Origin of the sequence: Citrobacter sp. ANG330 (assembly GCF_047467925.1) — a bacterium.
Taxonomy (GTDB): Bacteria; Pseudomonadota; Gammaproteobacteria; order Enterobacterales; family Enterobacteriaceae; genus Citrobacter_A; species Citrobacter_A amalonaticus_G.
Genome location: NZ_JASJUI010000002.1, coordinates 439,520 through 465,300 on the forward strand (window position 1 = coordinate 439,520; position 25,781 = coordinate 465,300).

Sequence of the window (25,781 nt, forward strand, 5' to 3'; positions counted from 1 at the left end):
GGGAATCCGTAAAGATTCCCTTTCCTGTTACGTTTCAGCAACCGTGGATCATCCCATTCATCTCTTCGCCTGGTGGTAAATCCGCCACGGAAAGGACAATATTCAGGCCTTGAGGGCGGAATGTTGTTGAATGGATCAACATATGTTTATACCAGCGAAAAAATAACCGCCGATCGTTGACATTGATACGTTCAAGGATGCTGTACAATCTTGAATATATCGACTTCTGACTCAACCCCAGATATTGCGAAGCGTCAGCATAGGTTTCCAGACAAACAATCGCATTGAGCGTGTGCTTGTCAGCCCGGTTCATCTTTGCCATAAACTGGCAAAACTCACACGTCTGAACATCACTGTTATCCTGCGCATCCTGAAGTTTTTCAATAATCCTCTGGATGGAATCACAATAATTGATATGTTGTTTCAGGAACAAATTATCTTTCTTTTCGGAAATACTTACTACTGTATATTCAGAAAGCATGTCACAACAACATCGTGTTTGTACCCACATAGCAGGAAAAAAACAGAATGGTTTCCGATCTGACGGCCTCGCTGCCATCTTTATTATTTCACTTAGCGCAAGAGCGATCAGTGGAGAAACTTTATCTTCGACAACCACGTTATCCCTCCTTGTATCGCTATTCGCAAATATACACTTATCTTAAAAAAAACTGCCAAATGATATAACTGTTCAATTCAACACTTCATGATAGGAAAAAACTATCACTATTCTTATTTTCATCGTCACATTAGATCAGATTATTAACAGAAATGAAATATCACTTATAAACATCAATGAGTTACCAGACGAAAAATTTATACATCGTCAACATAAATTTAAAAACCATATAACGACGCGTTTACTTTTAGAACAGTTATTTCATTAAAAAATCAGGATTATTTAATCTTTCTTAGCGAAAAAAATAAATCACTCCCACTCATTCAAGTCATCACTTAAAATATATTTTAAGATTTTTCTATAATGAAGGAATAATCCTGAAAAAGTAAGAAAGAGAATGAAACGCATTAAATGAAAAACACCATCATTATTTAAAATCCTAAAAACACCTCTTCCTCACTATTAAAAAGAGTATAGCCTCGACACAAAAGAACGATAGATGTAAAGCACTTTGATAATTAATGGCTACTGAACCATCGGAACAGGCTTGCGAACAACAGCGAAGAAAACTCAAGGTGGAAAGTAGGGAGAAAAACGGTATAGCCCTGCAGCTATACCGTAGTCCTCACTTCATCGTGCGATTAACGCAAATACGCCCCAACCAAAATATTCCCGGGCGTAGGTGACGTGGCGTTTGGGCGCTATCGTCAACTCCGCGCGGACCTCATCGGCAAAATCATCCTCTGCGTTAGCCTCCAGCCAACGACGCATCGTCAGCCATTTCGCCGCTTCATAGCGGTCCCAACCTTCCTGATCTGCCAGTACCATTTCCACCACGTCATAACCGAGTTCGTCGAAAGAAGCGACGAGCCCGGGAAGAGTGAGAAAATCGGCCATAGACGAGACGCCGCAGGCCTGGGCTATCTCTTGTGTCGCAGGAACCTGACGCCAGTAAGGTTCCCCGATCAGGATCATTCCGCCAGGTTTGAGACTTTTTGCCAGCAATTCGACACTTCCGGCAACGCCGCCAGCAATCCATGTTGCGCCAACACAGGCTGCCACGTCGCATTTTTCATCCGTGACGTAACCCGTCGCGTCGTTATGAATAAAATGGACACGCTCGCTGACGCCGAGCTCTTCAGCACGCTGTTTTGCCTGCGCGGTGAAGAGCGGGCTCATGTCAATACCGGTACCGTTAATGCCGTGATCGCGCGCCCAGGTGCAGAGCATCTCACCTGAACCACTGCCGAGATCGAGAATGCGCGTCGCCGGTTTCATGCGTAGCACCCGGCCAAGCGTGGCGTACTTTTCCGGCGTAAACGGATTATGAATGCGGTGTTCGCTTTCGCTAATTGTGAAAATACGTGGGATATCCATTAGTTAATTCCTTTCATCACGAAGTAAATAAGAGATCGTTCAGTTTGATAGTTATTCACGCCAGTGTTCCGGTTTCATTAAGGCCTGCGCACACTGAACAGGGCCGGTACGATAAAATGGCTGTGCTGAGAGGGATTGCATCATCCAGCAGGCCTTGTGTTCTTCCGCAATGGGATAAGGCGCGGGATAGCCGTTGTCTCCGGCACAGGGTTCGAATCCATGTCGCGGATAGTAAGTGGCATGACCGAGAACAAAGACGCGCTGGCACCCCATCGATCGTAAATGTTCTATGCCAGTACGAATCAATAATCCGCCTACGCCTCTCCCCTGGTATTCCGGGATGACCGCCAGAGGCGCAAGGATATGCATCAGCGGTGAATCTCTTTCTCCTTTGAATGTCGCCCGGGTAAACAAAATATGCCCGACGGCATTGCCCTCTTCTCTGGCCAGCAGCGATAACGTTGGACGCGCAGTTTCGTCCTGGAGCAAAGAAGCCACCAGACAGGCCTCCTTACTGTAGCCAAAGGCACGGGTTTCGACTTCCCGGATGTCGTTGGCATCGCGTTCATCGGTAATATGTAACGTGAAGTTGCGTGTTGTCATAACGCTCTCCTTAGCGGTTATCGGGTTGAGCACGAACATTGTTCAACCCGGTGGTATTAATGCGGTAGGGTTGACCGTTCACGGATTTGATAAGCTTTTTGGTTTTGAGTTTTTTGAAGACGGCGAGTGTACAGTCGGCGAGCAGCAGCCCTTCGCGGCTGTAGCATTCAACGGCGGTGACGCGGCCTGACGCATCGCGGACGTGCGCAATGCGACCACCTTTAGCGAGAACGTGTAAGGTACGTTGTTCCTGACGGGATAAATTCATACTGGAAAACCTGTTTAATCATCATGTGCAAAACGTGCAAACACACAGCGGTGTCCGCATTCGATTTCAGCGCATTGATAATCAGTCCGGCCTGTAAGGTCGGGGAGCTGATTATCAGATGATTACATTCTCCAGCATCAAAGCCTCGGGTTGAGTTGAAAGGTATTTACGCGGTGAATGGTAACACATAATGTCAGCAGGGATATTTACAGGTCGGAAAAATGTGATCGATATCGAAATCGCGCTCATGCCGGGTTGGCTCCCGGTGCACAAGCGCAGACGTGGCGATACAGCCGTTAATGGGCAGAGCACCAGCAGTTGTGCTAAGTCAGCATTGAAAGGCCATTACCGGAGACCTGTATGTTGAATATCCCCTGCTTCGTTCAGCCCGCGTTTGCGTAATAGACAAACGCCAGCTTATTGCCGTCGGGATCTCTGACATAGGCGCTATGAAAGCCTTGTCCATACTGCGGTCTGTGACCCGGCGCGCCTTCATCCGCGCCGCCCAGGCGAAGCGCGAGCGCATGAAGTTGCTGGATATGTTCGACGGATCGCGCATTCAGCGCCACCATCGTACCATTCCCGACGCCAGCAGTTCGACCATCAAAGGGTTTGCCAACGCACAGCCCGGTGGTGTGGTTCTCACTGAACGTCCCCCACGATGCGCCTTCTTCGCCCCGGCCAGCCTTCGGGTGCCCAAGCAGTTCCATTAACGGATCGTAGAAATCGATCGCGCGTGGTAAATCGTTTGTACCCAGCATGACGTAAGAAAACATTCCCCTCCTCCTTTTGCTGTCGCAGAGATTATCCGCTTTTTGACTCCCCGCGGGCGTTGCCATCAGGTTACCTATGTCTAATTAACATACAGAACGATGACGAGGCGTTAGAGGCGTCAGATCAATGGATCAGGTCAATACTGCGATAAAGATTGATTGAACTCATATCCCTGACAATCCAGCGATGCGGCACAATGGAACGTTTATCCACACATCAGAAACTGTATTTGAAACCAAACGATGCCTGAGAATCACGATATCCTTTGTCACCGATTTGCTGAGTGACACTTCCCCAAACGCTCAACCCTGGGCTGATGTTGCCTTCAATACCGACTTTAGCCTCTCCGATATGACGTGCACCGGCCTGATAATCAGACACATCATTCATTGTGACGCCGAAGTGTTTCGTATTGTGTAGCCAGTTAACTTCAATAAACGGTTGCAGTGTGCGACCGGAGCCAGCATCTGTCTGCTGGCGATAAGCGCGCAGACCTAAACGCGTCAACACATTATCGCCATTGCCCGTGACGCTTGTACCATTCGTTTCAATATGTTTATCGGCATGGATCCCCATCCAGACTGCCTGAGCTTTAGGCTGAAGCCAGTAACTTACGCGATCGTTCTGGCTCAGATTAAAACTGTAGCCCGCTTCCACTGACGCTAACCATCCTTGTGAAGGATATTTCTCGGCCGATAATCCCTCACCCTGAACGGAGTTACTAAACCAGGCATGTTGTACCCAACTATCGACATATAATCCGGACTTATCCTGCTGGTTGGCATACCATGTCCCATATAATCCCAGAGAATAGCCATCGACCCGGTTTTTTGCGCGATACGCACTGTATTTAGCATCGGTATGACCCTGAACATAGCCATACCCCGCCATCGCACCTAAATGAAAACGATCCAGGCCAGACTGACTCCACTGCGCGATATCCCCACCGATTTGCACCACGTAGCGATTGGACTGTGTTTTTAACTGGCCCGACCGAGTGTTACTACGATTGTGCCCCCCATCCTGACGCAACCACAGACTGGTCACGTTTTCCTCACCGGTTAAAAAGTCGGTGTACTGTGTTTCACCGAGCCGATCGTGTAAACGGGTAAGGAACAGGGTATTCGCTTGTGCAAGGTTTGCAACATAAGCCCCGGCTTCCGGACGTATTACTCTGACGCCCTCATCTTCCTTATCGCCATTATCCTCTACGGGCTGAGCCGGATAGTAAGGGGCTGCCGGTTCAGTGGGGGTACCAGGTGTTGCTGGCGCGGCCGGTTCTGATGGAATAAGAGGCGGTGTCGGCTCTGTGGGCGTAACCGGGTCAGCCGGTTCTTCATAGACAGAACTGGTTAAGTACCAGTTCTTACCCGTTTTCGCGACGTGATATTCATAAGCACCGGCAACGACGCGATTTCTTAGTGCGAAAATACCATCGGATTCGCCCGCGACAGTAATGACTTCAATGCCCTCTGTTGTTTGTGCGCCACTGCCATTATGGTTATTGACAAAAAGACCCGTTGTACCCGAGGTACTTCCCTCTATCACCAGTTTATCGGTTTGAGAAGCGTCATCCTCCAGGGTGGTGTTAATGACTACATTACCACCACCGTGATAATCGCCGTTTACCGTCAATGTCTTAAATGCACCACTATTGCCTGGGGACATAAAAACGACCGAACCGTTATTTGCCAGCATGGAGACTGTCGAACTGTCAGTCATATTCCACTGGCTGGTATCATTGATGGTCATACTGTCAACATCGGGCGTCCGGCCGGTGAATGATGAGGCATTGTTTAATGTCACATCGAATGCTGCACCCGCATTATTTGACTGCGAGATAATATCACCAACGATATGTGAGTCATCCGCTGTAATAGCCACCGCGCCTGACCGAACTGTTGAACTCAAATCCTTAACGTTGATGGCTACACCGTTTTCGCCTCCCGAACGGCCAACGATCGTGGAGCCATTAAGGTTCAGATCCAGTATCCCGCTTTCATTCAGGATAGCGTAACCCTCGTTCGTCTCGATATGGCTGCCCGTTATTTGCATGCTGTTGCTATCGTTTGTATTCGCGGTATTAAAAACAATGCCATGACTGTTGTTCCCGGATACATTCAATACGCTGTTATTCAGTTGAGCATCAGCCCCATTCTGTACCCGCATACCGAGTGAATTATCACCCTGAATTCTCGCGTTAAGACGGTTCGTATGTAAAATGCTCCCTGCGGTTTTCGCCAACAATCCCGTAGATTTATTACCCTGTGTAGTGAGCAAAACATTATCGAGATAAATTTGTGACCCCGCAGATTCAACGCTTGCACCATAACTGTCTGTACCGTTGAGCGTAATAGTGGTATCAGATGCCGTAATGGTAGTAGGCGCAACGTTATCGCTATTATTATGGTGGGCATACAATGCGTAACTGTTATTGCCGGAGGTGGTAATTTCACTGTTATCTGCCAGCAGAATCTGGCTACCATTTCTCATGGAAACCGCAGTAGTTGTACTACCAAGCGTCTCAATTTTTGTGTTGCGAATTTCTGATACTTCCTGACTTTTATCCGCAAATATTCCACTGGTATTACTACCATGCGTAATAATATGCGAATCGTTCATCAAAACCTGGGAACGACCAATTTGCCAGATACCGTAACCCACGTTGTTATTGCGTTGCGTTTCGATAGTAACATGATCATAAATGCCTTTTGACGCCAGCGTCTGGTTGGGTACCGCATAATTTGAATCCCAGGATACCGCCGAGCCATAACTGACATCACCATGGATATAGGTATTCCGGGCAGTGATTTGTGCACCATTGCGGGCATTGAAACCGGTCGACTGGCCAAGGAACGTGATATCAGAATCCGTCACAAGAATGCTTGTGCCAATATCCTTAGCGGTCAATCCATGCATATGCGCAATCATCTCCGTATTATGGAACCTGGCCGTCGCACCATCCGATAATTGCGCAATATAATTGAAGCTCTCTATTCTGGAGTCAGAAATATCAACAAGCGAACCCAGGCCATATGCCTGAATAGCTTGCGTACGGTCAGGGTCAAAACCCGTCATAGCATTTAAATGATTTATCGTTGCCCCTTTGAGAATAACCTGTCCCCCGGCATAAGCGGCAATAACGGACCGACCACTGTTGCGGTAAGTGGTAGAGAGAAGCACATCTTCCCCCCTAATCGTCCCCGTATTTGAAGCGCTTAAAACCAACCGATCATCAGTAGTGTGCTGCTCACCGGTGGTTAAAGTAATATCCTGCCCACTCGCGGCGATGACCGTTGTGGTCACCGCCGCATGAACCTGAGACGATGCCAGGGCAGCGTTGACGGCTAATGCAATAGCAGAAATATGGCAACTTTTTCTAAAACAACGAAGTATAGATGTATAGTCCATTAGCATTGATATCCTTTTCCTTAAGGGTTACGTCAAACGCCAGCGATCATCCAGCTATTTATTGTGGGCGACTAACAATAAATTGATAATTATTTTAACTCATATATTATCGTCAGCGCACGAAAAAGCAGCGTCCTGCACAATGAACAAAATACTCAGAATTTTATATAAAACGCTTTTCTCCGATATCATAAAATATACATATAAAGAGAATAAATAAATAAATTCAATAAGATGAAATGAACCGTGCTGTTGTCATCAGGTTAATTAACATTTATGGCATTGTAGACTTGCTAATTTTTACTTCATGCAAGCACTGATATTTCGGAATTTTCGGTTATAAAACTGTAAAAATAACACCGATTTCAGGACGCTGATAGCGACATATATTAACAAGATCTCAGTGGGACCCGATATCCCACCAGGAAATTAATTTCACCCTCTCCTCATCAGCTCACGTCTGATTGCATCAGCGCGAATCGCATCAGAAAGGATAAATATCAAATCGTCATCACCGCGAGTTCTGGCGCAACAAGACCTTACCCAGCAGATACGTGGTTGCCTGTCCACCGATATGAACACGCTCCCCGACATTCTGACAGCGTAACTCCCCACCGCGTTCGGCTCCCTGATACGCCAGCATCTCCGTTTTGTTCAGTTTTTTCGCCCAGTAAGGAATGAGCATACTATGCGCTGAACCGGTGACGGGGTCCTCCGCGACGGCTTCTCCAGGACAGAAGAAACGGCTGACAAAATCGTATTTCCCTTCGCCCGGCGCGGTGACACAAACCATTTTTCCCAGCGGGAGCATAGCGTTGATATTCGGGCGCAGCGCGTCAACCTGCTGCTGATTATCCAGCACCACAAGGTAATCACGTGCCACGCGCACTTCTTTATATTCTGTGATACCCAACGCATTCAGAAGTAAAGGCGGCGGCGTGACGGGCTCGCTTTCCCAGGCCGGAAAATCCAGTGTCAACCATTCACCGCTGCGGGTGACTTTCAGTGGGCCAACAAACCGGGTAGTAAAATGGATAATGTCGCCCGGAAAATTCAAATGCTCAAAGATGACATGCGCGGCTGCGAGGGTAGCATGCCCGCACAGATTGATTTCGCCCTGCGTGGTAAACCAGCGCAACTCGAAGCCGTTTTCATTTGGGACAAAAAAAGCCGTTTCTGACTGGTTATGCTGTTTAGACATCTTCAGTAATGTCTCATCGGGCAACCATTCGGTTAGCGGGCATACTGCCGCGGCATTGCCGCCAAAGGTCGTGGTACTGAAGGCATCGATCATGTAGAAATCAATTTGTTGCATCGTGCAAACCTCGAATTATTTTTTGTGCACTTCCACTCTATCATGCCACGACGTCCTGTCGTCTTTTCATTTTCAGGTATTCCGATTCAGCGTAATGTCCGTGAGATAATACTGCACCTTAAAATGCGCACGCGATCACATTTAATTACCGCATTACGGTTCAGCATGTTGAACAAGGTCTATTTTGATCCTGGCAATGCCGATAATATTTATTCTACCAGCAAGAGGGTTTCACGATGGTTCGCAAAGGGTGTAATTCATTAGTCCGTGCCGAAAAAATACTCACCCACATCGCGTGGGTCGGCGTGGCGAGTTATATGGAATTATTAAAAGAATTTCAGTATCCCAAAAGCAGCCTGCTCAATTTATTGAATGTCATGGTGGAGTGTGGCTTTTTAATTAAAAATAAAAACGGCCATTATTCGCTGGGAATAAAAAACTATGAGCTGGGTTGTCAGGCGCTACATCGTCAAAACATCTTTGAGGTGACGAAGCGGCCCATGCAGGAGTTGTCGCTGAAAAGCGGTCTGGTCTGCCATCTGGGAGCAATGGAGAGCTATTCTGCGATTTATCTCGACAAAATTGAGAGTCCGGACTCAGTGCCAACAAGCAAGAGCTGGATTGGTAAAAAACTGGAATTACATATCACCGCGCTGGGTAAGGCGTTATTAGCCTGGAAAACGCGGGAAGAGCTGGATTATTTTTTAGACGCGATCACACTGACGCCGCACACACGCAATACGTTTACCGATAAAAAGTTATTTCTGGAAGAATTGCAAAAAACGCGACTTCGGGGATGGGCGATCGATAGCGAAGAATCAACCTATGGCGCGGTCTGTTTAAGTATGCCGGTATTCAATATGTATAACCGCGTTAACTATGCAATTTCGCTTTCAGGCGATCCGGTCGTTTATTCAGGAAATAAGATCGACGGCTATCTGGAATTGCTCCGCAAATGCGCCGGCCAAATATCCTATGGGCTGGGCTACAGAAACGAAAATGAGTATTTACGAAAAGGAAACTGAGGTAATGAGAAAATTCAGCGGCATAATTCCACCGGTCTCCAGCACGTTTCATCGTGACGGAACCCTTGATAAAACGGCAATGCGTCAGGTTGCCGACTTCCTGATCAATAAAGGCGTAGACGGGCTGTTTTATCTGGGCACCGGGGGCGAATTTAGCCAGATGAATACCGCCCAGCGAATGGCACTCGCCGAAGAGGCCGTTGCCGTTGTCGGCGGGCGGGTTCCGGTATTGATTGGCGTCGGTTCACCTTCCACTGACGAAGCGGTCAAACTGGCGCAACATGCGCAGGCCTGCGGCGCTGACGGCGTCGTTGCCATTAATCCTTATTACTGGAAGGTTGCGCCGCGAAATCTTGACGACTATTACCAGCAGATCGCCCGTAGCGTCACGCTGCCGGTGATCCTGTATAACTTTCCGGACCTGACCGGTCAGGACTTAACCCCGGAGACCGTGAAGCGTCTGGCGCTGCAAAATGAGAACATCGTCGGGATCAAAGATACCATCGACAGCGTCGGCCACCTGCGCACGATGATCAACACCGTTAAGTCTGTGCGCCCCTCATTTTCAGTGTTCTGCGGCTTCGACGATCATTTACTGAACACCCTGCAACTGGGCGGTGATGGCGCGATATCCGCCAGTGCAAACTTTGCTCCGGAGCTCTCTGTGGGTATCTACCGCGCCTGGGGCGAGGGCGATCTGACAACCGCCTTCACCCTGAATAAAAAGCTGCTGCAGCTGCCGGCGATTTATGCTCTGGAAACGCCGTTCGTCTCACTGATCAAATACAGCATGCAGTGCGTGGGATTGCCGGTGGAGACGTATTGCTTGCCGCCGATTCTTGACGTGTCGGACGAAGCCAAAGAAAAGGTCCATGCTTTGCTGGTTGCGCAGGGCATTTTATCGGACTGAGGAGAAAATCATGTCTGTTCGCTCTATTTTTGCTGACGAAAATCACGATATCTACACCGTCAGAACGCACGCTGATGGCCCTGACGGAGAACTGCCGCTCACGGCGGAGATGCTCATCAACCGCCCGAGCGGGGACCTGTTCGGGATGACGATGAATGCCGGAATGGGCTGGTCTCCGGATGAGCTGGATCGGGACGGCATTTTGCTGCTCAGCACGCTGGGAGGGCTACGCGGAGAAGACGGTAAGCCCATCGCGCTGGCGCTGCATCAGGGCCACTACGAGCTGGACATCCAGATGAAGGCGGCGGCGGAAGTGATCAAAGCGAACCGCGCCCTGCCCTACGCCGTCTATGTTTCCGATCCCTGCGACGGACGCACTCAGGGTACAACGGGAATGTTTGACTCACTGCCGTACCGCAATGACGCCGCAATGGTGATGCGCCGCCTTATTCGCTCCCTGCCCGATGCGAAAGCCGTCATTGGCGTGGCGAGTTGTGATAAGGGACTCCCGGCCACCATGATGGCCCTCGCCTCGCAGCATGACAAAGCGACAGTGCTGGTACCCGGTGGCGCGACGCTGCCCGCGAAGGATGGAGAAGATAACGGCAAAGTGCAGACCATCGGCGCACGCTTCGCCAATGGCGAGTTATCGCTACAGGACGCTCGTCGCGCTGGCTGTAAGGCCTGTGCCTCCTCTGGCGGCGGCTGTCAGTTTCTGGGCACCGCCGGGACATCGCAAGTGGTGGCCGAAGGACTGGGGTTGGCCATCCCGCACTCTGCGCTGGCCCCTTCCGGTGAGCCAGTGTGGCAAGAGATCGCCAGAGCCTCCGCAAGGGCGGCATTGAACTTGTGCAAACAAGGTATCACCACCCGGGAAATCCTCACGGATAAAGCGATTGAGAATGCGATGACGGTTCATGCGGCGTTCGGCGGTTCAACAAACCTGCTGCTGCACATTCCGGCGATTGCCCATCAGGCCGGCTGTCATATCCCGACCGTGGACGACTGGATCCGCATCAATAAGCGTGTGCCCCGACTGGTGAGCGTACTCCCTAATGGTCCGGTTTATCACCCGACGGTGAATGCTTTCATGGCGGGCGGTGTGCCGGAAGTGATGTTGCATCTGCGCAACCTCGGATTGCTGCATGAAGACGTGATGACCGTCACCGGCAGCACTCTGAAGGAGAACCTCGACTGGTGGGAGCACTCCGAACGGCGGCAGCGATTCAAACAGCTTCTGCGCGACCAGGAACAGATCGACGCCGACGAGGTGATCATGTCGCCACAGCGGGCGAAAGAGCGTGATCTCACCTCAACGATCACCTTCCCGGTGGGCAATATTGCCCCGCAAGGATCGGTGATCAAGTCTACCGCCATTGACCCCTCGGTAATTGATGATCAGGGTATCTATTACCATAAAGGCGTGGCGAAGGTTTATCTGTCCGAGAAAACCGCAATTTACGATATCAAGCACGACAAGATTAAAGCAGGCGACATTCTGGTCATTATCGGCGTTGGCCCTTCCGGCACCGGGATGGAAGAAACCTACCAGGTCACCAGCGCCCTGAAGCATCTGTCATACGGGAAGCATGTTTCACTGATTACGGATGCACGTTTCTCAGGCGTTTCGACTGGCGCGTGTATTGGCCATGTAGGACCAGAAGCCCTGGCCGGAGGGCCAATCAGTAAATTACGCACCGGGGATATTATTGAAATTAAAATTGATTGCCGCGAGCTACAGGGCGAAGTCAATTTCCTCGGAACCCGTAACGATGAAACATTACCATCACGGGAGGACGCTACCGCAATATTAAACGCCAGACCCAGCCATCAGGATTTACTTCCTGACCCTGAACTGCCAGATGATACCCGGCTTTGGGCGATGCTCCAGGCTGTGAGCGGCGGAACATGGACGGGCTGTATTTACGATGTAAATAAAATCGGCGCGGCCCTGAGCGATTACCTAAATAACACCTTAAAGCAAAAATAATAATATCCAGACCACTGAATAACTCCGCTACGCAGTATTTATATTTTGCGTAGCCGGGCTATGAGAGGTCGCAACCCTACAATGAGAGGACGTTATGCCGCTAATTATCGTTGTGGCAGGGATTGCTTTACTCCTGCTTTTAACTATAAAAATTAAACTCAATACCTTTGTCTCTTTAATTATTGTCTCGATTGTTGTCGCCATCGCCAGTGGAATGGATCTGAATAAAGTCGTCACCTCGGTCGAATCCGGTCTTGGCGGTACGCTGGGCCATATTGGTCTGATATTTGGCTTTGGCGTCATGCTCAGCCGCTTACTCGCTGACGCGGGTGGCGCGCAGCGAATCGCTCTGACCATGCTGAATTATTTCGGTAAAAAGCGACTTGACTGGGCGGTCGTCTGTTCAGCCTTTATCGTCGGTATTGCGCTTTTTTTCGAAGTTGGCTTAATTCTTCTGGTCCCTATTTTATTCGCCATTGCTCGCGAAGCAAAAATATCGCCCATGTATATGTGTGTCCCCATGCTTTCCGGTTTGCTGGTCGCACATGGATTTTTACCCCCCCACCCCGGCCCAACCGTCATCGCCCGTGAATATGGTGCAGATGTAGGACTGGTATTGATCTACGGCATTATTGTCGGCATTCCGACCTTTATTCTTTGCGGGCCGATATTGAATAAATTCTGTCAGCGGGTTATTCCTGACGCGTTTAAAAAAGAAGGAAATATTGCCTCCCTCGGTTCAACCCGCCGGTTCAGCGAAAACGAAATGCCCGGCTTTGGCATCAGTTTTCTCACGGCGATGCTACCGGTGATCCTGATGGCGGTCGTCACCATTATCCAGATGACTCATGCTAAAAACGCCGCGGAATCCGGCACGTTCTATAACGTATTGCTGTTCTTAGGCAACTCGACGATTGCGATGCTGATCTCGCTGCTGTTCGCGATTTATACCATGGGTCTGGGGCGCGGAAAGACAATTCCTGAACTGATGGATTCCTGTGGGAAAGCCATTGCGGGTATCGCCGGGCTGTTGCTGATTATCGGTGGCGGCGGCGCATTCAAGCAGGTGCTCATCGATTCTGGCGTGGGTCAGTACATTTCGACGCTGGTATCAGGTATGGATATTAATCCGATTCTGATGGCCTGGGGCGTTGCCGCGTTCCTGCGCATTTGTCTGGGTTCTGCCACCGTTGCGGCAATCTCTACCGCCGGACTGGTTATCCCGCTGCTGGCGGTGCATCCCGGTACTAACCTGGCGTTGATTACGCTGGCCACCGGGGCAGGCTCCTGTATCTGTTCCCACGTCAACGATGCCAGCTTCTGGATGATTAAAGACTTCTTCGGCCTGACCACCAAAGAGACGCTATTGTCCTGGACGCTGATGTCCACGCTGTTATCCATCTGCGGACTGATATTTATTCTGCTCGCCAGCATGGTTCTTTAATTCCCCTCTCGCCAGTGGATCGCGTCGTCGATTCACTGGCGCCCTCTTCATTGTTCGTTGTTTACGCTCTTCATTACTGACAGACAGGCAAGCGTTGAATGAGCGTCTCACCAGACTGTCTCTTGCCCGACATCCTTTCCGAAAAGCCGAGTCCTCCGAACCAGTAGCATGGCGAGCTCCCCTAATCCGCAGTTAGGAAAAATAACCATTAAATTCAATGGGATATTGAAAATCTTTTTTTTCAGCCCCCTGCAATTAACAAAACGTGCTATCCGGGAAATAATTAGCGGGGCTAATATAACGTCTAAAATTCTTATCGTTAAATATAAATATCCTGGAATGCAGAGAAGTCTTTAGAATTAATACCGGATAAAACAAGATCTTTGAATAAGCGAATCTAAGATTTTATGCTCATCCCTCATTCAGCCGCAAATGTAAGTGCTCCCGAGGCAAGAACCCGGCATATTGACTGGCTTTTTACGCAATGCAACACTGAGCTTAAAAAATGACAGAAGGTTATCCAGTAGCCACTTTATATCTAAAGATACCTGCTGGAAGCCAGTCTGGAGAGCTTCAGAAATATTGCCGGGTTTGCCCTGAAATTGTTTACCTTTCAGAGACTATCAGACAATACCAATGTCTCCATTATGTTAATTTTTTCTGCGTAGCGTCAAGGCTTCGCCAGTGATAGCGTTTAAGTATCAAGAGATTAGACAACAGAATAAGAACCGGAAAATTACCACGTAATCTGCCTGTTCTTTATTTATCCGTATCAGCTGTTAACGGGGAGAGTAAATAAACCACCTCATTCTTTGTCATTATCCATTTTTCTAAAATGCCTTTCAGAAAATATTACTGAAAAGGTTGGTATTTCCTGTCGTTCAGCGAAGAGACGCGAATATTCCTATTTTTTTACAAAAAAAACAAACAACGACACCAGACAGATTTGAACAATTAATGAGCGCGCAACATGCATAAAACATATATCGATATGCAGGCCAGTCCGGTTAATACATATCTGCCGGAGTACAGAATTGCTCAGGTCAAATTCACCAGGAAAGTTAATGAATTGCTCGCGGTAAGTACGAATACCCGGTCATCACGTTGTGAAGACCACAAAAGAATTTAGGGTAAATGCGGAATTCCAACACCCCGTACTGATGCGGCGTAAGAGGTTGCTGCAATGAACAAAATCTATCGTGTTATCTGGAACCACACACTACGGGTCTTCCAGGTCTGCTCTGAACTGGTGAACGGGAAACATCAGGTTTCATCCGTCAGCCAGACGGTCTCCCCTCTTCCCTGCTTAAAGAATACCCTCTTTGCGGACCCTCTTCCTTCACGACTGCGTGTGCTTTCTCTACTGGTATTGATGGCCCTGCCCGGTACCTCTTTTGCTGAGCTGGTCGTGGACAGCAGTCTGGGCACCCCTAATCTGACCATCACCCAGGATAATCCTTATGCAGATGGCGGAAACATTATTGTGGGCGGTATCAGTGGCGGGACGGGAGAACTCACCATCAGTAATGGTGGCACCGTCACGGGTGGTGCCAGTACGGCTGGATTGTCAGCCGGAAGCTCAGGAACCATCACGGTAGACGGCATAGGCTCGGTACTGAACACGGTTTCCATGACAGTGGGACATGCCGGTGAGGGGATGTTAACCATTACGAACGGTGGTGTTGTAAACAGCACTGCCGGCAGCACGATTGGATTACTGGCAGGCAGCAAAGGTGTGGTTGATGTCAGCGGCGGCAGCCAGTGGAATTTATCGGGACAAAAGCTGATTGTGGGCAGCGCAGGCACGGGCACGCTGAACATCTCCGGGGGGAGTTCAGTGATTACCGGTAATAGCGGTACGTCAGTAGGTGCTGGCAGTAAAGCCACTATTGAGGGTACAGGTTCCAGTTTGTCATACGGAAACGGTGGCCTGCTGATTGATGGCGACCTCGCTATCACCGATGGCGGGCAAGTCATTGGCTTAAATAATCTTAGCCCAACCAATGTTAGCAGCGGCGGCACGCTCATGGTCGACGGCATAGATTCTAAACTGACCTCCGGAAATTTTAATGTGGCTGCCGGCGGCTTAATGGCAGTGACTAACGGAGGCAATGTTGCTTCTCACGGCAATTCCGGCGATACGATCAATGGTACGGTGACGGTGGACGGTGCTGGTTCCGTATGGACGGACAGTGGCAACTTTTTCATGGGGAACGTAACAGGTACCACTTCCACCATAGCCATTACAAACGGAGGTGTCGTCAATCTTACGGCAGGCGGTCAAATGCGGGCTAATGACGCGACCTCCCGTACTCTCATTACGATTGATGGCACAGGATCTCGTCTCATCACGGGCGGAACCTTTTACATGGAAGGTAAAAACCCGGCAGACCCTACCGCCATACAGGTCACTAATGGCGGGGCATTGAGTACCTATACCATTAACATTGGCAGGCTTGCGACGGATATTGCCAGCGTTACGGTAGAGGGTAATGGCTCCACCTGGACGACAACATCAACGACGAACATTGGACTTCAGGGTTCTGGTACCGTGACATTAACGGATGGTGCGCTGATGACTGCCGGTGGCGGCATCACGATTGGCGCGCAGAAAGGCAGCACAGGCATATTGGATGTGAGTGGTGAAACCACTGTGAATGCCGTTAATGCCAGTGGCGCACTTCAGGGTCTGAGAGTTGGCGGCGGCGGCACGGGCACACTCAATATCCATGCCGACAGCAGCGTCACTGCCGGGGCCACACATATTGGCAGCGGCTATTATGGTGATGCTGGCACAGGCATCGTGAATGTGGATGGTGCTAATGCGGTGCTGAATACCGTCGCCCTGAACGTCGGCAGCAATGGTTACGTGGGCGTTGGCACACTGAACATTACCAACAGTGGTCTGGTACAGAGCGCCGGTGCAAGCTATATCGGTAATGCCCTCAATGCCAGCTACAGCGCGAACAGCGCAGGTACTGTGAATGTCAGCAGTCATTCTCAGTGGGATCTTATCAATGCCAGCGGAGCAAAACAGTCACTGAATGTGGGCCAAAACGGTACCGGTACGCTCAACGTGAATAGCACCGGCTCGGTCACTGCCGGGACTGTCGCTCTTGGCGCCACTGTGACGGGGACTGGCGTGGTGAAGGTGGCCGGAACCGATGCCGTGCTGAACACTGCGGCCCTGACAGTGGGACGAGCAGGTACAGGTACTCTCACCATTACTGACAGCGGTATGGTGGACAGCATAGGTGCTGGCGTGGTCAGTCAGGATACGGGTAGCCAGGGTGACGTTGATGTGAGCAGCGACGGCCAGTGGAATCTAGTGAATGCTGCTGGCGCCGGACAAACGCTGACGGTGGGCAGTGGCGGCACCGGGACTCTCAATATCAACACCACCGCTACCGTTACGGCTGGCAATGCCAATATAGGTTATGCGGCGACCGGTGTGGGTACTGTAAATGTGGAAGGTGAAGATGCCGTACTGAATACTGCAGCCCTCATAATGGGGGTGAATGGCGAGGGTGAACTCACCATCACTGACAGCGGCGTTGTGAACAGTACCGGCACGGGCACCATCGGCAACGCCGCAGACGGTAGCGGTGCAGTTACCGTTGATGGCGCGAATTCTCAGTGGAACCTGACCGGCGTCCTGACTTCAGGCGCGGCAGGAACCGGCACGATGGCGCTGACAAATAGCGCCAGCGTCACCAGCAACGGCGGCATCGTGGGCAGTACCGAAACCGGAACCGGTACGGTGAATATCAGCTCGGGTAGTCTGTGGAATAACGGTATCGGCGCGCTGAAGGTCGGTGATGCGGGTACAGGCATCCTTAATGTCAACACGACCGGTACAGTGACGGCAGGTAACACCACGATCGGCAACGCCGCGGCGGGTACAGGTACGGTAAATGTCAGCGGTGTGAATGCCGTGATGAACATGACATCGCTGACTACAGGCGCCAGTGGTCAGGGCACACTTGCCATCAATGATGGAGGAGTGGTGAATACGACCGGCACCGGCATCACAGGCAGTGGCGCAGGCAGTACCGGTACCGTGACAGTCGACGGTGCGGGTTCGCAGTGGAACCTGACCGGTAGTCTGACCACAGGGGCCGCTGGTAACGGAACCATGACCCTGACGAACGAGGCCGTAGTGACCAGCGTGGGCGGCTTTGTCGGTAATACCGGGGCCGGTAACGGTTCGGTGGATGTCAGTAACGGTGCCGTGTGGGACAGCACTGCATTAGCGGCGGGACAGAGCGCCAGCCTCATGGTGGGCAATGCTGCAACCGGCGCTATCAATATTCATGACGGCGGTGTCGTTGAGTCTTCTTCCGCTATTCTGGGGAATGCCGCAACCAGCGATGGATCCGTGACGGTAGACGGCCAGGACTCAGTACTGAATACCGCTGACCTGACGGTAGGCCAGTCCGGTACGGGCTCACTGGACATCACGAATGGTGGCAAAGTCAGTGTCACTAATATCAGTACAATCGGGGCAGGAGCAGGCGGTAACGGCACTGCCACGGTGGAAGGAGCGAATTCTCAGTGGATTTCTAACAGCCTGATTGTGGGGGGCTCAGGTAGCGGTACCGTAACGCTCACTGATGGCGCGTTACTGCAGAGTGGTTATGCTTCCCTGGGCAAATCAGCCGGGGGGAATGGCACGGTTAATGTCAGTTCCGGTGCGGTGTGGAACGACAGCACGAACCTCATTGAGGTTGGCGATGCGGGAACCGGCTCTCTTAATATCAATGCGGGTGGGACGGTAAACACAGACAGCTTCGCGGTCGGGGTAAGTGCCGGAGGTGAAGGTACTGTCCTTGTAGACGGTGCTGATGCCGTACTGAATACCGGAGTCGCTTCAGGCCCGATCTGGGCGGTGGGATATAGGGGGACCGGCGATGTACAGGTCAGCAATGGCGGCCTGATGACATCAAAAGGCGGCTCGCTTGGGCAATTTGCTGGCAGTCATGGCTCTGTCATTGTCAGCAGTGACGGACAGTGGACTATTGATGGCAGCACTCTGTCCCCGCTGATTGTGGGCGATGCAGGAACCGGGACGCTCACTATTACCGCTGGCGGTAGCGTCACTGCTGATGATATTACGGCTGGTGCGCAAGCCGGCGGTACGGGTGTGATTAACGTCAGTCAGACGGGTCATCTGGATATGGATGGTCTGGCGGTCATAGGGCAGTATGGTAACGGCACACTGAATATCACTGAGGGAGGGACTGTAAACAGTAATAACGGTCTCATCCTTGGGGGACTGAATGGCCCAGCCCAACCTGGGGCCGGCACCGGTGTCCTGAATGTGGAGGGGCCAGGTTCGACGCTTATCCAGAACGGTGTGGTTGGCCTGGCCGTCGGGCAGGCAGGAACCGGCTTCGTGAATATCCGTAACGGAGGCGTAGTCAGTGAGCAAACCGTCGTCGGCGTCGGGGCACTGGCGACCACCAACGGCACTATCACGGTGGACGGCGCGGGCTCCCTGCTTCGATCCCCGCTCGTTTACCTGGGAATGGCAGGCACCGGCACCCTCACCCTGAGCAACAGCGGTACGCTGGATACCAACAATCCAATAGCGCTGGCGATGCAGGCTGGCAGCAGCGGCACACTCAATATCGGTGCGGCTCATGGTGAGTCGGCAGCAGGTGCCGGGTTTATCACCGGTGCTGACAGTGTGAACATGGGGGCCGGCAGCGCCACCCTGGTGTTTAACCATACCGAGACGGACCCGACCACGGCGGGCGCTTACCAGTTCACTCCGCTGATTACCGGCAACGGTACCGTGATACAGGACGCAGGCCATACGGTCCTGAGCAAAGAGAACACCTTCAACGGTGCCACCCAGATTAACGGCGGCACGCTCACCACCACCTCACAGTCCACCACAGGCAATACGGGGCTCGGCACCAGCACCGTGAACATTGCCGCGCCAGGAACGCTGGACGTGGCCGGTGCCACAACCGACGGTACAGGTAATTTCACGTTCAGTAATGTGCTCACCGGCAGCGGCCTGCTAAGTGTGGACCTGGCGTCTGCGGACGACATCTTTTCATTTGCCTCTTCAGCCGGAACGGCCTTTACGGGCACAGCGGATCTGCAAAACAGCACCTTCGCCCTGTCCGGGGATAACGCCGCGGCGCTGACACAGGCCATGCTGATGACCAGTACCGGCAACACCACGATGGTAAGCGGCGGGGTTCAGCATACCGACGGACTGGCTTTCAACGGCGGTACGCTGGCGCTGGATATTTCCCTGCCAGGTGCAGCCCTGTCTGACGGCGTGCTTCAGACGGGAACGCTGGTTGCCGGTGCAGGCACCTTCAGCCGTAACGGTCGTGACCTTCAGGCAAGCGGCACCGGTAACGTTCAGGTGACACTAACGGACCCGTGGAATGACCCGGGTCTGACGGCTGACCCGGACACCCGTCTGAACCTGCTGCAGCAGGATGATACAAGACCGGCTATTCAGCTTGTCCAGGCCGATACGGTCATTGGCTCCGGCGGCGCCCTGACGCTCACTGACCAGAACGGGAATGCTATTGGCACCGACGAGAGTATTGCCATCGCGCAGAACGGCACGGTTGTGGCTGATGGTCAGTACGGTATCCGTCTGACCACCGCGCCAGGAGACGGTCTGTATGTAAACTACGGCCTGAAGGAAGTGGATATCCGTGCCGGGAAGACCCTGACGCTGGCTGAGTTCGCGGGCGCCAGCGGTGCAGATGCGGACATGTCAGCGAAAATCTCTGGGACGGGTAACCTTGCCATCAGTACCGACGGACGGGTTTCCCTGTCAAATGGTCTTAACGACTACAGCGGGACCACGCTGGTTCAGGCCGGGACATTACGGACGGATGCAGACGGCGCGCTGGGTGATACCGGTGAGTTACATATCTACAGCACTGCGAAGGCAGACCTGAACGGTACTGAGCAAACTGCCGGTCAACTGGCGGGTGATGTCGATTCCGTCCTCAACATTAACGGCGGTATGCTGAACCTGACCAGTGGCGGTTACAGCAACGGCAGCCTGACCGGTGCCGGTAGTCTGAATGTCACCGGCGGCACGCTGACGATTGACGGTGCCAACAGCGGTCTGAGTGCGACGACCACCATCAGCAATGGCGCGCAAGTGGTGATGAATGATGCACAGGGCGCAGGTACCGGTGATATTAAGGATAACGGCACCCTGATGCTGGACGGTGTGACGGGGTCGCTCGCGAACCGTCTCAGCGGACAGGGGATCGTATCGCTGAATAACGCAACGGATGTGATGGCGACAGCGGATAACCGCCTGTTTACCGGGACCTGGGATGTTACAGATGGGACCCGACTGCATGCTTCCGGGACGGAGAACACAGGAACAGCAACGGTCAGTACTCATAACACCGGTATCCTCTCACTGGATGCCTTTAACGGTGACCTGGACAGCCGGATCACCGGTGCCGGTACGGTGGCCCTGACCAGCAATGCGGATGTAACGGTCACGGACACCGGCAGTTCGTTTACCGGTACATACGATGTACAGACCGGCAGCACGCTGCACGTCACTGACGCCACACTGCCAGCGGCAGCCACCCTGAAAGACAACGGGCTGATTGATCTCGCCAGCGCAGGCGCCTTCACCCTGCAGAATGTCCTGACCGGTGCCGGTGTGCTGAAGGTGGATACCGCAGACGGGGCATTTAACTTCTCATCAACAGCAGGCAACGCCTTTACCGGAACCGTTGACCTGAACAATGCGACACTGGAACTGAGTGGCGTGAACACCTCTGCCCTGACCAGCGCCATTCTGAAAGCAAATGTCGGCAGTATCACTACGGTGGCAGACGGGGAGCAGACCATCGGTGGCCTCGCCTTTGCCGGGGGTGAGATGGTATTTAACGCGACGGCGCCTGATGGGAAAATGGCTGACAGCCATATAACCGCCGGCACGCTGGATGCAACCGGTAACGGCACGGTGCAGATTCTCCTTCCTGAAACCTATGTTCCTGACCATGAGACCGACACCCGGGCGTCCCTGATGACCCAGGATGAGGCGAACGTCAAGCTTGAGCTGGCCAGCGCCGCTCAGGTTACCGGTAGTGGTGGAAACCTGATGCTGCATGATCAGAATGGCAATACCATCAGCGACGCCACGGAGGTGGATATCGCCCAGGGTGGCAACACGGTGGCTAAAGGCACCTGGGATTTCCGCGTGACTACCACCGGGACTACCGGCAGCCAGGATGGCCTTTATGTCAACTACGGTCTGAAAGAGCTGGAGATCCTGCAGAACCAGACCCTGACGCTCGACGGGACACCGGGTGCCACCGCCGCTGCCGCAGACCAGTCTGCCCGCATCACGGGAAGCGGTAATCTTGCCATCAGTACCACGGGCGATGATGTGCTGTCGCTCTCCAACAGCAGTAACGACTACACCGGTGACACTACCGTGGTGAGCGGAACCCTGCGCACGGATGTGGACGGTGCGCTGGGTGCCACCGCGAAGCTGACGATTAACAGCGGTGCGAAAACAGATCTTAACGGCACCACCCAGTCAGCCGGACGACTGAATACCCTGCAGGACGGAACGCTGGCACTGAATAACGGGACGCTGAATCTGTCACAGGGTGGCCGCGTACAGGGAGAAATAACCGGGGGCGGTCAGCTTAATGTGAGTGGCGGTATCCTGACGATGGAAAGTACAAACAGTGACATGACGGCTGGCGTAGCAGTGGCTGACAGCGCCACCATCGTACTGGCTTCACCTGACACGGTACTGGGTGGCGCGGGTGCTGGTGAGGTCACGGTGGCCTCCGGTGGCATGCTGGGCGGACAGGGTCTGGTGGGAGGGAGTGTCATGAACAGTGGGACACTCATTGCCATGAACGCCCTACCCGGACATGAATCTGCGGCGGCGGCTCTCCTGACACTGGGCGGTAACCTGAGCAACAGCGGGACGGTGAACCTTGCCGGCAGCAAAACGGGCAACCAGCTGGTGGTCAACGGTAACTACACCGGCAACGACGGACAGTTGTCGCTGAACACCACTCTGAACGGCGACAACTCACCGACGGATAAACTGACGGTACACGGTGACACCAGCGGTAACACCCGTGTTGACGTGAATAACGTCGGCGGTACGGGTGCGCAGACAATAAACGGCATTGAACTGGTGCAGGTGGATGGCCGCTCAGCCGGTAACTTCGCGCTGACGAATGGTAGCGTAGAAGCCGGGGCGTATGTCTATACGCTGGCGAAAGGAACCGGTGAGGCGGCGAAGAACTGGTATCTGACCAGCAAATGGAATGGCGCAGTACCCGCGCAGGACCCGCCAGTTGTCGACCCGACCGCTCCGGACGCGCTGCGCCCTGAAGCCGGTAGCTATATCAGCAACATCGCGGCGGCCAACACACTGTTTAACCACCGCCTGCATGACCGTCTCGGTGAACCGCAGTACACCGACGCCCTGCGTAACGGTGACGGCAATGTAAGCAGCCTGTGGATGCGCCACGTCGGCGGTCACGAACGTTCTTCTGCTGGCAGCGGGCAACTGAAAACGCAGAGCAACCGCTATGTGCTGCAGCTCGGTGGAGATATCGCCCAGTGGAGTGCCGATGGTCTGGACCGCTGGCATCTGGGCGTGATGGGAGGCTATGCCAATGAGCGCAGTCACACCCGCAGCGATCGTGCCGGATACGGTTCCGACGGACGTGTCAGCGGCTACAGCGCCGGTCTGTACGGCACCTGGTACCAGAACGACGCGGACAAAACCGGCATGTACGTGGACAGCTGGATGCTCTACAACTGGTTCGACAACACGGTGGAAGCGGATAACCGTGAGAGCGACAGCTACAAATCCAAAGGACTAACCGCTTCGCTGGAAGCCGGTTACACCCTGAAAGCCGGTGAGTTCTGGGGCAGCGAGGGCACGCTCAATACCTGGTATGTACAGCCGCAGGCGCAGATCACCTGGATGGGCGTGAAGGATAACGCGCACACCCGGCACGACGGTACCCGCATCGAAACACAGGGCGACGGCAATATCCATACCCGCCTCGGGGTAAGAACGTACCTGAACAGTCACCACAAAATGGATGACGGCAAACAGCGTACCTTCCAGCCATTCGTAGAAGTGAACTGGATCCACAATACCGAATCCTTTGGCGTGAAGATGGACGGTACGACGGTGAGTCGTGACGGAGCCCGCAACCTGGGCGAAGTCCGCACCGGCGTGGAAGGCAAACTGAACGACCGCCTAAGCGTCTGGGGCAGCGTGGGGGTGCAAATGGGTGACAAGGGCTACAGCGATACTCAGGGTATGCTGGGGGTGAAATACAACTGGTAAATCACAGACAGTCAGCCGCCGAGGGCCAGGAGCCGGAATGACCGGCTCCTGGCCTGGTTCTGTTATCCCGGATCAGGGTAACGACAATATAAAAAGAGGAACGAATGAAACGTTTATTAGCCGCAGCGGCATTGATTTGTCTGTCTTCGGGATTTCAGGCTCAGGCAATTTTGCCTGATGGTGCCGATGCAGTGGTGCTTCAGGAGCGTTATGGAAACTGGATGGTTGTTTGTCAGGAAAATACGGACACAGCAGGGACAGTATGCTCTGCACTGCAGGTGCAGACACGCGCTGGTGCCAGAGTGCTCTCAGCACAACTGAGCGGTGACCCGGAGACGTCATTAACCGGAACGCTCACCCTGCCCTTTGGGCTGGCGCTTACAGAAGGTATCAGTCTGTCTGCTGACGAGAAGCCCCTGCAAACACTGAAATTCAGTACATGTTTACCGGAAGGGTGTGTCGTTCCTGTTCAATGGGATAAAGAACAGGTGAAGATACTGATGAACGCGGGTAAATGGACGCTGACAGGCAAGAATTCAGGAGTGAGTGCTGAGAAAATTGAACTGCAGTTGCCGGTTAACGGCCTGGATAAAGCTCTGCAACGCATTCAGTTCTTACAGGCGAAAAAGACGGATACACCACCGTCTTCATGAGTGTTTTCAGAGAATCTTTTTTGCCTCAAAAACAAAGGGGCTACCTTTCGGTCACCCCTTGTTTAATCTGGCGGAAGCGCAGAGACTCGAACGCTGCAACCCTTCAGCGCGCTGCTTCTCTGCGCTGACAAAACCTATAAATTTCATAAAGATATATCACTTCAAAGACTGTCACACCTGGGTTTCTTTATATAAACCCAATAAGTTAGCTTAACAAGTTAAGTCAATATATTTCACTATTGATTACAATATTATACTTTTTATTCACTTAATTAATGCAAACACCTCACACTAAATACTGTACATAACCCACATTGACGAGGTTGAAATAAATAGATTTCTTTAAATAACTTCGGATACCATAGGGTTAGTAGGGGATAGTTTTATCAATAAGAAATAAACGTTGAGGTTACAGTAGACATGGAAAATTTGAAGGAGTGCCTGAGGGTTGAGGTTATAGGCGGTAAAGACAAAAAATTCTCATGGCCTCGCGCAATTCGGCATATCTGGCGTCAACCGAAACGTCGTTTTTTATTTTGGTGGCGTATAGCATCATATCTTTTTGAAAAAAAAGGGAAGTCAGGCAAGAAAATTGCAAAGTTTCTAAACAGGCGTTTAATACATAAATATAATACTGAAATTGGGTTAGGCGCGAAGATTAAACCTGGGCTATGCATAGCTCATTATAATGGTGTTGTGATAGGTTCTGTCTGCGAGATAGGATATAATTTTTTAATAAGACAAAATACCACCATTGGGATTAAACACCCGGAAAAAAATGATGAGAGCTACAAAATCACCATTGGTGATAACGTTACGGTGGGTGCGAATAGTTGCATAATAGGTGATAACATTACAATTGGTAATGGCGTGACAATCGGAGCGATGTCTTTTGTCGTTGATGATATTCCTGACAATTGTATTTATTACACCGAAAAGAAAAGCAAAGTCGTCTACCGGGAGGCTTAAGCCTCCCCTCAATCGCTATGATTCAGAAGGCCGTTTAACCATACTATAGTAGATACATCAATTCTGTTTAAAAGGGGCGAT

The 25,781-nt window shown here is 52.0% G+C and carries 13 protein-coding genes and 1 pseudogene; 7 read left to right on the forward strand and 7 right to left on the reverse strand.

From position 1 onward, the window contains the following. Nucleotides 1-34: 34 nt before the first annotated feature. The 7 genes and pseudogenes from QNN88_RS07905 to QNN88_RS07935 form a co-directional block, all read right to left on the reverse strand. The gene (locus tag QNN88_RS07905; protein ID WP_414239721.1) at nt 35-619 is read right to left on the reverse strand and encodes a hypothetical protein; all 585 of its coding nucleotides are present in this window, start codon (nt 617-619) and stop codon (nt 35-37) included. A 630-nt stretch (nt 620-1,249) separates the two neighbouring features. Further along, entirely contained in the window at nt 1,250-1,996 is a 747-nt protein-coding gene (locus QNN88_RS07910) for an SAM-dependent methyltransferase (protein WP_414239722.1), read from the reverse strand. Between the two features lie 55 nt (nt 1,997-2,051). Beyond that, nucleotides 2,052-2,599, reverse strand: a pseudogene (locus QNN88_RS07915) (GNAT family N-acetyltransferase). A 10-nt stretch (nt 2,600-2,609) separates the two neighbouring features. Then, on the reverse strand, nt 2,610-2,867 hold the full coding sequence (locus QNN88_RS07920; RefSeq protein WP_043001077.1) for a YjhX family toxin: 258 nt from the start codon (nt 2,865-2,867) through the stop codon (nt 2,610-2,612). Between the two features lie 383 nt (nt 2,868-3,250). Beyond that, nucleotides 3,251-3,643: a VOC family protein gene (locus tag QNN88_RS07925; protein ID WP_414239723.1), complete on the reverse strand. Its 393-nt coding sequence runs from the start codon at nt 3,641-3,643 to the stop codon at nt 3,251-3,253. Nucleotides 3,644-3,857: 214 nt separating this feature from the next. Then, nucleotides 3,858-7,052 carry an autotransporter outer membrane beta-barrel domain-containing protein gene (locus tag QNN88_RS07930; RefSeq protein ID WP_414239724.1) on the reverse strand — a complete coding sequence of 1,065 codons (3,195 nt, stop codon included), beginning with the start codon at nt 7,050-7,052 and terminating at the stop codon, nt 3,858-3,860. A gap of 511 nt (nt 7,053-7,563) precedes the next feature. Then, nucleotides 7,564-8,367 (reverse strand): PhzF family phenazine biosynthesis protein, encoded by an 804-nt coding sequence (locus QNN88_RS07935; protein ID WP_414239725.1) that lies wholly within the window; start codon nt 8,365-8,367, stop codon nt 7,564-7,566. A gap of 236 nt (nt 8,368-8,603) precedes the next feature. Here QNN88_RS07935 and QNN88_RS07940 point away from each other — a divergent pair, with 236 nt between their 5' ends. From QNN88_RS07940 to QNN88_RS07970, 7 genes are all read left to right on the forward strand, one after another. Then, the gene (locus tag QNN88_RS07940; RefSeq protein WP_414239726.1) at nt 8,604-9,392 is read left to right on the forward strand and encodes an IclR family transcriptional regulator; all 789 of its coding nucleotides are present in this window, start codon (nt 8,604-8,606) and stop codon (nt 9,390-9,392) included. 4 nt (nt 9,393-9,396) lie between these two features. Beyond that, the gene (locus QNN88_RS07945) at nt 9,397-10,302 is read left to right on the forward strand and encodes a dihydrodipicolinate synthase family protein (RefSeq protein ID WP_414239727.1); all 906 of its coding nucleotides are present in this window, start codon (nt 9,397-9,399) and stop codon (nt 10,300-10,302) included. Nucleotides 10,303-10,312: 10 nt separating this feature from the next. Then, nucleotides 10,313-12,292, forward strand: coding sequence for a xylonate dehydratase YjhG (yjhG, locus tag QNN88_RS07950; protein ID WP_414239728.1), 1,980 nt, complete (start codon nt 10,313-10,315; stop codon nt 12,290-12,292). A 94-nt stretch (nt 12,293-12,386) separates the two neighbouring features. Then, nucleotides 12,387-13,736, forward strand: a complete 1,350-nt coding sequence (locus tag QNN88_RS07955; protein WP_414239729.1) for a GntP family permease — start codon at nt 12,387-12,389, stop codon at nt 13,734-13,736. Nucleotides 13,737-14,919: 1,183 nt separating this feature from the next. Continuing rightward, nucleotides 14,920-24,078, forward strand: a complete 9,159-nt coding sequence (locus QNN88_RS07960; protein ID WP_414239730.1) for an autotransporter outer membrane beta-barrel domain-containing protein — start codon at nt 14,920-14,922, stop codon at nt 24,076-24,078. Nucleotides 24,079-24,182: 104 nt separating this feature from the next. Continuing rightward, nucleotides 24,183-24,731 carry an invasion associated locus B family protein gene (locus QNN88_RS07965; RefSeq protein WP_414239731.1) on the forward strand — a complete coding sequence of 183 codons (549 nt, stop codon included), beginning with the start codon at nt 24,183-24,185 and terminating at the stop codon, nt 24,729-24,731. A gap of 420 nt (nt 24,732-25,151) precedes the next feature. Continuing rightward, nucleotides 25,152-25,700, forward strand: coding sequence for a serine O-acetyltransferase (locus tag QNN88_RS07970; RefSeq protein ID WP_414239732.1), 549 nt, complete (start codon nt 25,152-25,154; stop codon nt 25,698-25,700). The last annotated feature ends 81 nt before the right edge of the window (nt 25,701-25,781 follow it).

What these genes read in the sequence shown, in the direction of transcription:
- QNN88_RS07910 (WP_414239722.1), bottom strand. Translation starts at nt 1,996, where the DNA reads ATGGATATCCCACGTATTTTCACAATTAGCGAAAGCGAACACCGCATT.
- QNN88_RS07920 (WP_043001077.1), bottom strand. Translation starts at nt 2,867, where the DNA reads ATGAATTTATCCCGTCAGGAACAACGTACCTTACACGTTCTCGCTAAA.
- QNN88_RS07925 (WP_414239723.1), bottom strand. Translation starts at nt 3,643, where the DNA reads ATGTTTTCTTACGTCATGCTGGGTACAAACGATTTACCACGCGCGATC.
- QNN88_RS07930 (WP_414239724.1), bottom strand. Translation starts at nt 7,052, where the DNA reads ATGGACTATACATCTATACTTCGTTGTTTTAGAAAAAGTTGCCATATT.
- QNN88_RS07935 (WP_414239725.1), bottom strand. Translation starts at nt 8,367, where the DNA reads ATGCAACAAATTGATTTCTACATGATCGATGCCTTCAGTACCACGACC.
- QNN88_RS07940 (WP_414239726.1), top strand. Translation starts at nt 8,604, where the DNA reads ATGGTTCGCAAAGGGTGTAATTCATTAGTCCGTGCCGAAAAAATACTC.
- QNN88_RS07945 (WP_414239727.1), top strand. Translation starts at nt 9,397, where the DNA reads ATGAGAAAATTCAGCGGCATAATTCCACCGGTCTCCAGCACGTTTCAT.
- yjhG (WP_414239728.1), top strand. Translation starts at nt 10,313, where the DNA reads ATGTCTGTTCGCTCTATTTTTGCTGACGAAAATCACGATATCTACACC.
- QNN88_RS07955 (WP_414239729.1), top strand. Translation starts at nt 12,387, where the DNA reads ATGCCGCTAATTATCGTTGTGGCAGGGATTGCTTTACTCCTGCTTTTA.
- QNN88_RS07960 (WP_414239730.1), top strand. Translation starts at nt 14,920, where the DNA reads ATGAACAAAATCTATCGTGTTATCTGGAACCACACACTACGGGTCTTC.
- QNN88_RS07965 (WP_414239731.1), top strand. Translation starts at nt 24,183, where the DNA reads ATGAAACGTTTATTAGCCGCAGCGGCATTGATTTGTCTGTCTTCGGGA.
- QNN88_RS07970 (WP_414239732.1), top strand. Translation starts at nt 25,152, where the DNA reads ATGGAAAATTTGAAGGAGTGCCTGAGGGTTGAGGTTATAGGCGGTAAA.